The organism is Dactylosporangium sp. NPDC049525, assembly GCF_040676755.1.
GTDB lineage: Bacteria > Actinomycetota > Actinomycetes > Mycobacteriales > Micromonosporaceae > Dactylosporangium.
In genome coordinates this window covers 20,785-33,552 of record NZ_JBFAPO010000053.1, presented here as the reverse complement: position 1 = coordinate 33,552, position 12,768 = coordinate 20,785, and the positions used below count along the sequence as shown (strand labels likewise).

At 73.4% G+C, this 12,768-nt stretch carries 11 protein-coding genes; 8 read left to right on the top strand and 3 right to left on the bottom strand.

What is annotated here, in order from left to right; genetic code table 11:
* Positions 1-23 precede the first annotated feature (23 nt).
* From treS to AB0K00_RS44805, 6 genes are all read left to right on the top strand, one after another.
* Entirely contained in the window at positions 24-1,790 is a 1,767-nt protein-coding gene (gene treS, locus AB0K00_RS44830; RefSeq protein ID WP_363534858.1) for a maltose alpha-D-glucosyltransferase, read from the top strand.
* A complete protein-coding gene (locus AB0K00_RS44825) occupies positions 1,780-2,421 on the top strand; it encodes a hypothetical protein (protein ID WP_363534855.1) in 642 nt (213 codons plus the stop codon). Before treS ends, AB0K00_RS44825 begins: the two co-directional genes overlap by 11 nt.
* A gap of 146 nt (positions 2,422-2,567) precedes the next feature.
* On the top strand, positions 2,568-3,866 hold the full coding sequence (locus AB0K00_RS44820; protein ID WP_363534852.1) for an extracellular solute-binding protein: 1,299 nt from the start codon (positions 2,568-2,570) through the stop codon (positions 3,864-3,866).
* On the top strand, positions 3,866-5,293 hold the full coding sequence (locus tag AB0K00_RS44815; protein ID WP_363534849.1) for an ABC transporter permease subunit: 1,428 nt from the start codon (positions 3,866-3,868) through the stop codon (positions 5,291-5,293). The genes AB0K00_RS44820 and AB0K00_RS44815 overlap by 1 nt, the downstream gene beginning before the upstream one ends.
* Positions 5,290-6,210 carry a carbohydrate ABC transporter permease gene (locus AB0K00_RS44810; protein ID WP_363534846.1) on the top strand — a complete coding sequence of 307 codons (921 nt, stop codon included), beginning with the start codon at positions 5,290-5,292 and terminating at the stop codon, positions 6,208-6,210. The genes AB0K00_RS44815 and AB0K00_RS44810 overlap by 4 nt, the downstream gene beginning before the upstream one ends.
* 38 nt (positions 6,211-6,248) lie before the next feature.
* The gene (locus AB0K00_RS44805) at positions 6,249-7,370 is read left to right on the top strand and encodes a uroporphyrinogen-III synthase (RefSeq protein ID WP_363534843.1); all 1,122 of its coding nucleotides are present in this window, start codon (positions 6,249-6,251) and stop codon (positions 7,368-7,370) included.
* Between the two features lie 99 nt (positions 7,371-7,469).
* On the opposite strand, the gene AB0K00_RS44800 is transcribed toward AB0K00_RS44805, so the two are convergent.
* Complete coding sequence (locus AB0K00_RS44800) at positions 7,470-8,558, bottom strand: hypothetical protein (protein WP_363534840.1); 1,089 nt, start codon at positions 8,556-8,558, stop codon at positions 7,470-7,472.
* A gap of 187 nt (positions 8,559-8,745) precedes the next feature.
* Here AB0K00_RS44800 and AB0K00_RS44795 point away from each other — a divergent pair, with 187 nt between their 5' ends.
* A complete protein-coding gene (locus AB0K00_RS44795; protein WP_363534837.1) occupies positions 8,746-9,114 on the top strand; it encodes a hypothetical protein in 369 nt (122 codons plus the stop codon).
* 112 nt (positions 9,115-9,226) lie between these two features.
* Positions 9,227-11,311, top strand: a complete 2,085-nt coding sequence (locus AB0K00_RS44790; protein WP_363534834.1) for a tetratricopeptide repeat protein — start codon at positions 9,227-9,229, stop codon at positions 11,309-11,311.
* Here AB0K00_RS44790 and AB0K00_RS44785 read toward each other — a convergent pair.
* Positions 11,284-11,556, bottom strand: coding sequence for a hypothetical protein (locus AB0K00_RS44785; protein ID WP_363534831.1), 273 nt, complete (start codon positions 11,554-11,556; stop codon positions 11,284-11,286). The two genes, AB0K00_RS44790 and AB0K00_RS44785, sit on opposite strands and share 28 nt — an antisense overlap.
* Positions 11,553-12,629 carry a hypothetical protein gene (locus tag AB0K00_RS44780; protein WP_363534829.1) on the bottom strand — a complete coding sequence of 359 codons (1,077 nt, stop codon included), beginning with the start codon at positions 12,627-12,629 and terminating at the stop codon, positions 11,553-11,555. Before AB0K00_RS44780 ends, AB0K00_RS44785 begins: the two co-directional genes overlap by 4 nt.
* Between the last annotated feature and the right edge of the window lie 139 nt (positions 12,630-12,768).

The following is a 12,768-nucleotide window of genomic DNA, read 5'->3' as shown; positions in this document are numbered from 1 at the left end:
CATCCCTCAGACGGGACACGTCGATGACACAACAACACACCGCACCACCGCAGGCGACACCGTTACCCGGCCCGACCCGCCCGATCGGCGACGACCGCCGCCCGGCCGACCGCGAGTGGTACAAGCGCGCGGTGTTCTACGAGGTCCTGACCCAGGCCGGCTTCGACGCCAACAACGACGGCGTCGGGGACCTGCTCGGGCTGGTGTCCAAACTGGACTATCTGCAGTGGCTCGGCGTCGACTGCGTCTGGCTGCCGCCGATCTACGACTCGCCGCGCCGCGACGGCGGCTACGACATCCGCGACTACTTCAGGATCAGCCCGGAGTACGGCACGATCGAGGACTTCGTGACGCTGCTGGACGAGGCGCACGCCCGCGGCATCCGGGTCATCACCGACCTGGTGCTCAACCACACCTCCGACACCCACCACTGGTTCCAGGAGTCCCGGCGCGACCCGTCCGGCCCCTACGGCGACTTCTACGTGTGGCGCGACACCGACACCGGGTACCCCGACGCCCGGATCATCTTCGCCGACACCGAACCGTCGAACTGGACCTTCGACCCGGTCCGGCAGCAGTTCTACTGGCACCGGTTCTTCCACCACCAGCCGGACCTCAACTACGACAACCCGGCCGTCGCCGAGGCGATGCTCGACGTGGTGCGGTTCTGGCTCAACCTCGGCATCGACGGCTTCCGCCTGGACGCCGTGCCCTACCTGTTCGCCCGCGAGGGCACCGAGTGCGCCGGACTGCCGGAGACGCACGCGTACCTCAAACGCGTCCGGAAGGTCGTCGACGACGAGTTCCCCGGCACCGTGCTGCTCGCCGAGGCCAACATGTGGCCGGCCGACCTGGTGGAGTACTTCGGCGACCCCACGGTCGGTGGCGACGAGTGCCACATGGCGTTCCACTTCCCGCTGATGCCGCGGATCTTCATGGCCGTGCGCAAGGAGTCCCGGGTGCCGATCTCGGAGATCCTCGCGCAGACGCCGAAGATCCCCGACGGCTGCCAGTGGGGCACGTTCCTGCGCAACCACGACGAGCTCACGCTGGAGATGGTCACCGACGAGGAACGCGACTACCTGTACAGCGAGTACGCCCGCGACCCGCGCATGCGGCTCAACCTCGGGATCCGGCGGCGGCTGGCCCCGATGGTCGGCAACGACCGCAACCAGATCGAGCTGTTCACGTCGCTGCTGCTGTCGTTGCCGGGTTCGCCGGTCATCTACTACGGCGACGAGATCGGCATGGGCGACAATGTGTACCTCGGCGACCGCGACGGCGTGCGCACCCCGATGCAGTGGAACGTCGACCGCAACGGCGGCTTCTCCCGCTGCGACCCCAGCCAGCTGTACCTGCCGATGAACAGCGGCTGGGTGTACGGCTACCAGTCGGTCAACGTCGAACGCCAGCTGGAGGAGCCGGCGTCGCTGCTGCACTGGACCCGCAGGATGCTGGCGATCCGCAAGCAGCATGTCGCGTTCGCGCTCGGCGGGCTGACCGACCTGGGCGGCTCCAACGCCGCGGTCCTGGCGTTCCTGCGCGAGCACCGCGACGAGCACGTCGACGAGGTGCTGCTGTGCGTGCACAACCTGTCCCGGCACCCGCAGCCGGTGCAGCTGCCGCTGGGCGCACGGTTCCACGGGCACACCCCGGTCGAGCTGACCGGGGACACCCGGTTCCCCAGCATCGGCCTGCGACCGTACCTGCTGACGCTGCCTGGCCACGGCTCCTACTGGTTCCGCATCGTGCCACCGAGCCGGCGACGGGGCGGCGGCCATGTCCGATGACGGCGCCGACCTGTTCGAGGCGAGCCTCATGCTGCTGGCGGGCACGCCGCGGCTGCAGCGTCCGGGTGACGGGCGGGACCGGGACGTGTGGGCCGTGGTGGGCGACTGCGCCGGCGGGCTGCGCGCCGAGTTCGAGACGGCGCCGGCTGCGGCACGGTTCGCCGACGTGATGCGGGCGGTGCCGGGCGCCAGGTGCTGGGTGCGCCGCCAGGTGGCCGGCATCCGCCGCCGGTACGAGACGTACATCGTCGAGGTCGACGGCGCCGAACCGGCGGTCGTGGTCGCCCGGCTGTCCGGCGAGTGGACGTGCAACGTCGGGCTCCTGCTGGGCAACGGCGCAGCGCAGGGGACAGCGCAGGGAACAGCGCAGGGGACAGGGCAGGAGGCAGCGCAGGAGGCGGCGCAGCGCCGACGGGCTGCGGCGGTGTGGCGCGCCGCGCTGCTCACCGCCGCGCCGAAGGTGTCGCAGACCGGTCTCCGGCTGCGGTCGCGGGACCGGTCGTCGGTGCGCCTGCTGCTGCGGGCCGCGCAGGTGCTCGGGGTCACCTGCCACGCCCGCACCGGCAGCGGCTCCCAGATCGTGCACGCCGAGGGGCGCGGCATGATCGCCCTGCTCTCCACGATCTTGTGAGGACCCTTTCGTTCGCGTTGCGGACCGTCCCGAGGTCTGGTCACCGGCATGTGAACGCGACAACATTCGCGACACCGAACGACGTCCAGACGAACCGAGCGGATCGACGTGGTCGAGGCGCCAGGCTCCGGAGAAGGAGACCGTCCGTGATACGCACCGCACGACTGTCCGCGGCGCTCGCCGCGATGGTCACGGCCGCCGCCGCAGGCTGTGGGGGTACCACATCCGCACCGATCACCACGTCGGGCCTGAGCGGCACCGTCGAGGTCGTGGCGAAGTGGTCGGGCGTCGAGCAGGCGAACTTCAAGAAGGTGCTGGAGCGCTTCGAGAAGAAGACCGGCGTCAAGACCGTGTACACGTCCGCCGGTGACGACGTCGCGTCGTTTCTCAACCAGAAGATCTCCGGGGGCACGCCGCCGTCGATCGCGCTGGTCCCGCAGCCGGGCACCGTCGCGGAAATGGCGCGGAGGGGCAACCTCAAGCCGCTGGGCGGCGAGGCGCTCGACGCGGTCACGGCCAACTACAGCGCCGCGTGGAAGGACCTCGGCACGGTCGACGGGAAGGTGTACGGCCTCTACCTGAAGGCCGCCGAGAAGTCGATCTGCTGGTATCGCACCGACGCGTTCGCCGCGGCGGGCGTGCAGGAGCCGAAGACCTGGGAGGAGTTCGTCGCCGCGGCCAGGACGCTCGCCGACGCCGGCATCACGCCGTTCGCGGTGCCGGGCGGGTCGGCCTGGACGCTGACCGACTTCTTCGAGAACGTCTACCTCCAGGTCGGCGGCCCGGACAACTACGACAGGCTGGCCACGCACCAGATCCCCTGGACGGACCCGACGGTCGTGGAGGCCCTGCAGCTGATCGGCCGGCTGTGGTCGGCGCCGCGGATGATCGACGGCGGCAACGCCGGCGCGCTGAAGATCGACTTCTCGCAGTCCGTCGCCGAGGTGTTCGGCGAGAAGCCGAAGGCGGCGATCCTGTGCGAGGGCGACTTCGTCGGCTCGGAGATCACCAAGGCGGGCCGGTACAAGGTCGGTGTCACGGCCAGGTACCTGCCGTTCCCGACCATCAGGGGCGCCAAGCGGTCCGTGGTGGTGGGCGGCGACCAGGCGGTCGCGCTCAAGGACGACAAGGCGACGATGGCGCTCATGGCGTATCTCGCCTCGAAGGAGTCGGCCGAGATCTTCGCCCGGGGCGGCGGGTTCATCACCCCGAACAGGACCGCGGACCCGGCGGCGTACCCGGACGACACGGTGCGCGGGCTGGCCACCCTGGTCGGCAGCGCCGACGTGATCAAGTTCGACATGTCGGACCTGGCGCCGGCGTCCTTCGGCGGCGGCACGAACGCCGACGAGTGGAAGCTGCTCCAGGAGTTCCTGGGCAACCCGGCGATGGACGTCAACGCCCTGGCCGCCAGGCTCGAAGCGGCCGCGGCGAAGGACTTCTGATGGTGCGTGCGTCCGAACCCGCGGGCGGCTTCAGGGCCGCGGCACCGGCGGCGAGGAACAGCGGCCCGGTCACCGCGGACCCGGCCCGGGGCGTCGCGGTCGTCCGCCGGCCCGGCGCCGCGCCCGGCGTGCCCCGGCGGCAGCGCCGATGGGAGGTCCCGGGGCTCGTCACGGCGCTCTTCCTCGGCCCGGCGCTGGTCGTGCTGGCCGCCGTCGTGGCGTACCCGATCGTCGCCACGCTCTGGTACAGCTTCTTCAACGCCGACAGCACCCGCTTCGTCGGCCTGGCCAACTACGTCGAGATGTTCACCGGGCCGGCCACCCGCCGGGCCATCGTCAACAACGTCGTCTGGGTCGTCGTGGCACCGGCGGTGGTCACCGCGCTCGGGCTGGTGTTCGCCGTGCTCAGCGAGCGGATCAGGCTGGCCACCGCCTTCAAGACCGTGCTGTTCATGCCGATGGCCATCTCGTTCCTCGCGGCCGGCGTCACGTTCACCCTGGTGTACGAGGCGGACAAGGACCGGGGCGCGCTCAACGCCGCGATCGTGTCGATCCACGACGTGTTCAAGCCGCCGTCGAAGTACTCCGGGACGAGCCCGCGCGAGGACGCCGGCCTGGTCACCGCGGACGGCGCCGTGCAGACCGCCGCGCCGGCCGCCGCGGCCGCGCCGGTCCTGCTGCCGATGGTCGGGCTCCCGTCGGACCGGGTCCCGGCCGGCGCCGTCGACGCCACGCCCGACGTGTCCGGGACGGGCCTGCGCGGCACGGTCTGGCTCGACTTCAGCCACGGCGGCGGCGGCCGGCCCGGCGCCGTCGACGTGGGCGAGAAGGGCCTGCCCGGCATGCTCGTGGAGGCGGTACGCGACGGCACGGTGCTCGCCACCACCCGCACCGCCGGGTCGGGGACGTTCGCGTTCCCGCAGCTCACCGGCGACGGGTACACGGTCCGGCTGGCCGCGTCGAACTTCACGCCCCCGTTCAACGGCGTCACCTGGCTCGGCGGGAGCGTCGTGACACCCGCGATCATCGCCGCGTACATCTGGATCTGGGCCGGCTTCGCGATGGTGCTGATCTCGGCGGGCCTGTCGGCCATCCCGCGCGACGCGCTGGAGGCCGCCCGGGTCGACGGCGCCACCGAGTGGCAGGTGTTCCGGCGGGTGACCATCCCGCTGGTCCGGCCGGTGCTGGTGGTCGTGCTGGTCACGCTCGTCATCAACGTGCTGAAGATCTTCGACCTGGTGTACATCCTGGCGCCGGACCCGGTGACCCAGGACCGCGCGAACGTCGTCGCGCTGCAGATGTACCAGACCGCCTTCGCGCGCCAGGACACCGGCCTGGGCAGCGCCCTCGCGGTGCTGCTGTTCGTGCTCGTGCTGCCGGCCATGTTGTACAACGTCCGCCGACTGCGAGGAGACAGGGACCGATGAGCTCCGTGTTCACGGCCAGGGTGCCGACGATCGAACCCGCCGGCACCGCCGTGACCGGCCCGCCGCGGCGCAGCGCGGTGTCCCGGCTGGTCACCCGGCTCGGCGGCGGCGTGCTGTACGCCCTCGTCGTGCTGGTCGCGCTGATCTGGCTGCTGCCGACGTTCGGCCTGCTGGTGGCCAGCCTGCGCCCGGCGTCGGCCAGCGCCGCCACCGGCTGGTGGCAGGTGATCACCAAACCCGGCGAGCTGACCTTCGCCAACTACGCCAGGCTGCTGGACAACCGCGACATGGTCAGCGGGCTGTGGAACAGCGTGCTCATCACCGTGCCGTCCACGGTCCTGGTCGTGGCGATCGGGGCGCTGGCCGCCTACGCCCTGGCGTGGCTGGACTTCCGCGGCCGCGACACGGTGTTCGCCGTGGTGGTCGCGCTCATCGTCGTGCCGATCCAGATGGCGATCATCCCGGACGCGAAGCTGTTCGGCGCGCTCGGCATCTTCGGCACGCTCACCGGCGTGGTCGTGTTCCACGTCGCGTTCGGCCTGCCGTTCGCCATCTTCCTGCTCCGCAACTTCTTCATCGGCATCCCGCGCGACCTGCTCGAGGCCGCCCGGATGGACGGCGGCACCGAATTCATGATCTTCACCCGGGTGGTGCTGCCGATCGCCTGGCCGGCGATGGCCTCGCTGACCATCTTCCAGTTCCTGTTCGTCTGGAACGACCTGCTCGTGGCGAAGGTCTTCGCCGGGGCGTCCAGCAAGCCGATCACGTATGTCCTGCAGGAGCAGATGGGCACGTTCTCCTCCAACGTCGACGTGATCGCGCCGGGCGCGTTCCTGTCGATGCTGCTGCCGCTGATCGTGTTCTTCGCCTTCCAGCGGTACTTCGTGCAGGGCGTGCTCGCGGGTTCGGTGAAGTAGGAGGTGACCCGACTCCGTCCGCCGTCCGTAGTGAGGGCGTGGTTCTGAAACGGGCGCACAGCGCCGGGGGAGCTCCCCCGGCGCTGCTGGCCGGCTTCACCATCGCGCTGATCGGTCACCGGCGCCGGCACCGCCTCGCCGACCTGCTCGAACAGCACGGCGCCCGGATCGTGTCCGTGCAGGGCGTGCGGGCGGTGCCGCAGCCGGACCCGGACCTGGTGCGCCGGGCCACCGCGGCGCTCGGCGGGCCCCTCGACGACCTGCTCGCCGGCTCCGCGGGTGGCGTGCGGGCCTGGCTGCGCGTGGTGCCCGACCCCGAACGGCTGCTGGCGCTGGTGGGCTCGGCCCGCCTCCTGGCCGCGGACGCCCGCACCGCCGACGCGCTGCGGGGCTTCGGGCTGCGAGACATCCTGTCCACGCCGGCCGGCTCCGCCGACGAGCTGTACCGGTACCTGCTGACCCACCAACCGGCCGGTCGGCGCATCGTCGCCCAGCTCGACGCGCCGATCCAGGCCGAGGGATGCGCGTCGCTGCGGCTGCACGGCGCGGACGTGGTCGAGGTGCCCACCTACGTCACCGAGCCGCCCAACGACGTCCTCGGGGTCCGGCGGATCGTCGAGCTGATGAGCCGCCGGCAGGTCGACGCGGTCGGCTGGCTCGACCCGGTCGCGGCCGGGCACGTGCTGCGCTTCGCCGCCGACCACGGGCGGCTGCCGGCGGTCGTCGCCCAGCTCGGCACGCACATCCCGGCCGTCTGCCGCGGCCCGCTCGGCGCCGCCGTGCTGCGCGCGCACGGCGTGCGGCCGCGCACACCGCCGCTGCCGTTCGACGAGGAGACGGCCGCGCAGCTGGCCGACGCCGTCCTCGACCGGGCGGTGCACGCCACCGTCGGCAGCAAGGTCCTGGAGGTGCGCGGCCACGCGGCGCTGCTCGACGGGCAGCTGTTCCCGATCCAGCAGGGCCCGATCGACGTGCTGCGGGCCCTCGCGCTGGAGCCGGGCAGGGTGCTGTCCAGCGCGGACGTCCGGCGCCTGGTCCCCGGCCTGACCGACGTCGACGACCACGCGATCGAGATGGCGGTCTCCCGGCTGCGCCGTTCGCTGCCGGACGCCGAGCTGGTGCAGACGGTGATCCGGCACGGATACCGCCTCGCCGTTTGAACCGGACGCCGCCGCGTCCGTAGTGGTTGCCGGGCCCGGACGGATCGGCCGTGCGAGCGCCCCCGGACCCGGACCCGGCGCCGGTTCAGGTCGTCCCGGTCACTGCACCTTCGGGCTGATGAGGTGCGCGTACCGGCGGGTGGCCACGAGCAGGAACTTGCCGTCACCCTGCCGCGAGAACTTGCTGGCGACCAGGTCGACGACCGCGGCCTGCTCCGGCAGCGTCTCGACGTAGCTGCCGATCGACACCCACATCTGCTTCTCGGTCGCACCCTTGTGGAACAGGTAGCCCACGAAGAAGGCCAGGTCGTACACCTTCGTGGCCGCGGCGAGGTGCTTGCGCAGCGACTCGCGAATCGTGGCGTTGTCCTTCTCGAGCTCCGTCGCCGTGGCCGCGTCGGGCGCCGGCCGCGCGCCCAGCAGGGACGACAGCGTGGTCGCATAGCTCGCCAGCGCGGAGCGCAGCGCCACGGCGTACCCGGCGCCCTTCGCCACGTTGACCGGCTCGGCCACGTGCTGCTCCGCGATCTCGTTGATCCGTCCCAGCCGCGCCCGCAGGGTCAGCTCGAACTGGTGGTCCAGTTCCGCCGTGGTGATCGTGCGGATCGACGACAGCGGCCCGTCCAGGAACACCCGGACGGTCAGCGGCTGGTCCTTGGCCGGTCCGGCGCCGCCACCGACACCCGCATACGGGTTGCCGTCGATGATCATCCAGCTCACGGTGCCGACCTCGCCCAGGTCGGGCCGCAACGCCGGCTCGGCGCGCTTGAGGTTGGCCACGATCTCGCCCAGCACGCCGGTGGTGACCGCCATCTTGCCCTGGACCGAGACGTGCCGCTGCGCCTCGTCCTTGTCCACCACGGCCAGCCTGCCGCGGTCCTGGGCGCTCAGGTACTGCGTGACCCGCGGGTCGCCGAGCAGGGCGTGCGGGTTGCTGGCGGACAGCTGGACGCCGGTCTGGACCTGCAGGCCCTGCTGGTGCAGCAGGGTGGCGTCGACGTCGGCCAGCTGACCGGCCTGGTAGCCGACGGTGGTGCTGGTCAGCACGCGGACCTTGTACTTCGCTCCGCCCTCGAGGACGACGTGCACCTCGGCGGTGCCGATCCGCTTGCCCGGATTGCCGGTGTGGGAGGCGTCGGCGTACAGGTCGACCAGATTGCCCGGGGCCAGTCGGTAGTCGGGTTGCATGCGTTTGCTCCTTCGTCTCGGTGGATTCGCGGCGATGGAGACGTGCCGAGGAGCGGAGCCGATACCAAGTGTCACCATCCGGACACCTGTGGTGTGCGGCACGGGAAACCGGGGATCGACGGGTATCGGCCTATTGATGAAGACCAGTATCGTTGTGTGTACCGAGGGTGACACCAGGGGAGGCCGCATGACGCCGGACGAGCTTGCGATGGCGGTTGCCGCGGCCGTCGCGACCATGGGCACCGAGGCCGCGGTCGCGTCCGGGGGGAGGGCCGTCGGTGCCCTGGTCCGGCTGGTCCGGGAGCGGCTCGGGCGGCGCCGCGGCGACGAGGAGGCCCTGGAGGACGCGATCGAGCATCCCGACGACCAGCAGCGCATCGTGGCGCTCGCCGAGGCCCTGCTGAGCGCCATGGCCGACGACCCGGCGCTGGCCGACCGGCTGCGCGAGATCCTGCCGGCGGACGCGACCCCCGCGGCCGACGGCGGCAACCACTTCAGCGGGCGGGCGTCGACCGTCGTGCAGGCGCGCGACATCCACGGCGGCGTCAACCTCTGAGCCGGCACAGGCGCCGGCAGGCCCGGCACAGGCGCCGGCAGGCCCGGCACGGCACAAGCGCCGGCGGGCCCGGCGGCCCGGCAGGCACGGCAGAGGCACCTGGAGGCGGCGGATGACGCAGGCGGGCGGGCTCGGCGCGGAGCGGGGCAACGACCTGTCCGGGACGATCCACGGCCCGGCGGTCCAGGCGGGCAGCATCCACGGCGACGTCTATCTCGCCGCGCCCGCCGCGGTGCCGGTCTCCGTCCCGCGCCAGCTCCTGCCGGCCTCCCCGCACTTCACCGGCCGCGCCGCCGAGCTCGCCGAGCTCGACCTGCTCCTGGAGCGTCCCGGCCCGCACCTGGTCGTGCTCAGCGGCCCCGGGGGAGTCGGCAAGAGCGCGCTCGCCACCTGGTGGGCGCACCGGGTCGCCGGCCGCTTCGACGCCGGCCAGCTGTACTTCGACCTCACCGCGTTCGGCGCGTCCGGGCCGGCGGACCCGGCCGAGGTGCTGACCTGCTTCCTGCGGGCCCTGGCCGTGCCGCCCCGCGCCGTGCCCACCACGCTGCGGGACCAGGCGGCGCTGTTCCGGTCGCTCACCGCCGGCCGGGACCTGCTGGTGCTGCTCGACGACGCCTTCTCCGCCGCGCAGGTGCGGGCCGTGCTGCCGGCGTCGCCGTCGAGCCTGGTGGTGGTCACCAGCCGGCACCGGCTGGCCGGGCTGGTCGCCGACGGTGCCCACTTGATCGGGGTCGGCACGCTGCCCGCCGGCGACGCAGTCGCGCTGCTCGCCGCCACTGCCGGCCGGCAGCGGGTCGACCGGGAGCCGGGCTCGACGGCCGAACTGGCGGACCTGTGCGGCGGCCTGCCCCTCGCGCTGAGCGTCGCGGCGGCCCGCCTCGCCGCGCGGCCGGCGTTGTCCGTCGGGCGGGTCGTCGCCGAGCTCGCCGGGGAGCCCGGCCGTCTCGGCGCCCTCGCGGTGCCCGACGGCGGGTCGGTGCGGGCCACGTTCGACCTGTCCTACCGGTCGCTGGACGCCGCCACCGCGGCGCTGTACCGCCGCCTCGCCTGGCATCCCGGGCGCGATTTCGGCCCGGACCTCGCCGCGGCGCTGGCGCCGGGCGGCGGGGTGGAGCGGCTGCTGGACGCCAACCTGCTCCAGGAGGTCGACCAGGACCGGTTCCGGTTCCACGTGCTGGTGCGGCTGCATGCCCGGCAGCAGTCCGGCGCGGACGAGCCCGCCGCGGCCCGGCTGGCGATGCTCGAATGGTGCCTGGCCGCCGCGGGCGCCGCCGACGGGGTCCTCACCCCGTACCGGCGGCGGCTGCCCTACCGGTCCGGCGCCCCGGCGGTGCCGGTGCCCGACGGGCGCGCCGCGGCGCTGGCCTGGCTGGAACGCGAGCGCGGCACGCTCGTCGACGCCGTCCGCGTCGCGCACGACCTCGGCCGCGCCGAGCTCGCCTGGCACCTCGCGTACGCGCTGTGGCCGCTGTTCCTGCACGGCAAGTACTACCGCGACCGCCTCGAGGTGGACCGCATCGGCGTCGAGGCGGCCCGCGCGTGGGGCAACAGCTGGGCCGAGGCCGTCATGCTCAAACGCCTCGGCCGGGTCAGCGCCGTCACCGGGGACCTGCCGGCGGCGCTGCGGCACACCGGCGCGGCGATCGAGCTGTACCGCGGCATCGGCGACGAACAGGGCCACGCCGACGCCGTGGAGGGCCTCGCCGAGATCCGCGCCGAGGCCGGCGACACCGCTTCGGCGATCGAGGTGTACACCGAGGTCCTGGCCATCCGGCGGATCCTGGCCGACCACCGGTCCACCGCCCTCACCCTGGTCAGGCTCGGCTCGGTGCTCACCGGGACCGGCCGGCCGGACGAGGCGCTGCCGCTGCTGCGCGAGGCGCACGACTCGCTCGCCGACGCCGATCCCCACAACGCGGCGCGGGCCGCCGTCGCGCTCGCGGCCGCGCACCTCGGCCGGGACGAGCCGGCGCAGGCGGAGCGGATCGCCACCGGCGCGGCGGTGCGGCTGCGGGAGCTGGGCTCCGAGTTCGAGTTCGCGGCGGCCCTCGACGTGCTGGGCCGCATCGCCCGCCGCCGCGGGGACACCGCGCTCGCGATCCGCCATTTCACGCAGGCCGGTGCGATCTTCGAGGCGGCCGGTTCCCGCCGGGCCGGCCAGGTCCGGCGTCAACTGGACCTGCTCACGGCGCCCTGATCCGCCAGCCAGGCCGCGTAGGCGGCACCCGCCGCGGCGGTGGGGTCGCCGACCGGCCCGGCCCGCAACACCCGCATGCCGTCGCGGCGGTGGATGGTGTACCCCTCCCGCCCCGGCACCAGTACCAGCGCCAGACCGGGGAGCCGGGTGAACCAGTCCGCCCGGGCGGTGGCGACCACGACGTCGGCGAGCGGCAGCATCGGGTCGTCCGGGCCGTCGGGCACCACGACGACCGGCGGGTTCACCGGCGCTCCCAGGCGGGCACGGCCACCGGGGCGGGACTGCGGTGCCGGCCGGGCTCGTCGAGGTCGAGCAGCCGGTACATCGTGCCGCGCAGCAACCGGTGCGCCTCACCGGGCCGCGAGGTCAGCGCGGCGGCGGCGGACCGCGGGTCGGCGGGCGGGGCGGCGTCGGCCTGGGGCAGCAGGGCCCGGGCCGGGTCCAGCCCGGCGCCGCCCGGCGAGGGCGCGAGGCGGAGGGTCGGCAGGCCCAGCGCGGCGCCGTAGGCGGTCACCGAGCCGTGGTCGCCGACGAGCCGGTCCGCCGCGAGCAGCAGCGCCCGCCAATCCTCGGCCGGGTCCGCCAGCAGCAGCCCGGCCGCCCGGCACTCGGCCAGCCAGGCCCGGACCTGCCGGTGGCCGTGCGCCGTCCAGACCGCCGGGTGCAGCAGTGCGCCGACCCGCCACCGGGACCCGGCCGCCTCCTGCATCAGCCGGGGCAGCAGCTCGGGCACGCTGCCGAACAGCCCGTCCCGGCCCCAGGTGGAGCTGACGACGAGGAGCCGCTCGTGCGGTGCCACGCCGAAGGCCCGCCGGTACCGCTCCCGCAGGCCGGCGCTGGCCACAAGGCGGTCCAGGCACGGATCGCCGACGACGACGGTCACGGCGAGCGCCGCCGGGCACTGCCGGCGCACGATCTCCAGCTCCGTCTCGTGCGCCAGCGCGAGGGCCGAGGCGACCACCTCGCCGTCGTGGCTGAGCCGGCCGGCGTCCAGGCCGTAGACCTGCCGCTCGCCGGTCGCCGGCGTGCCCCGCCCGCCCGGGCGGACCCGTTTGCCCCGGCCGGCGCCGTGCGCCATGACCAGCAGCGGGGCGCGCAACGCCGGCAGCCCGCCGGAGGACGCGGCCACCGCGAGGTCGAACCGGGTCCGCTGGGCCTGCTGCCACGGCACCACGAGCGCGCCGAGTCGCTCCAGATGCTCGGCGCACCCGCGCCGGAAGGCGTCCGGGGCCACCGTCCACACCGTCTGGATCCGGGTGTCGGTCTCCACGCATTCCATCACGTCGAGCATCCGGTGGCAGCTCACCATCGTGTGCACGACGGCGAGTACCGTGCGAATGCACGGGACAGTTTGCCATCTCTGAGCGTCGATGTCTGTGGGCGTTGGGAGCCAGTCGCAGTTGGTCACTTCGAACCTCCGGAACTCGATCTGGAAGCGGTGACCACGACGCTGGACG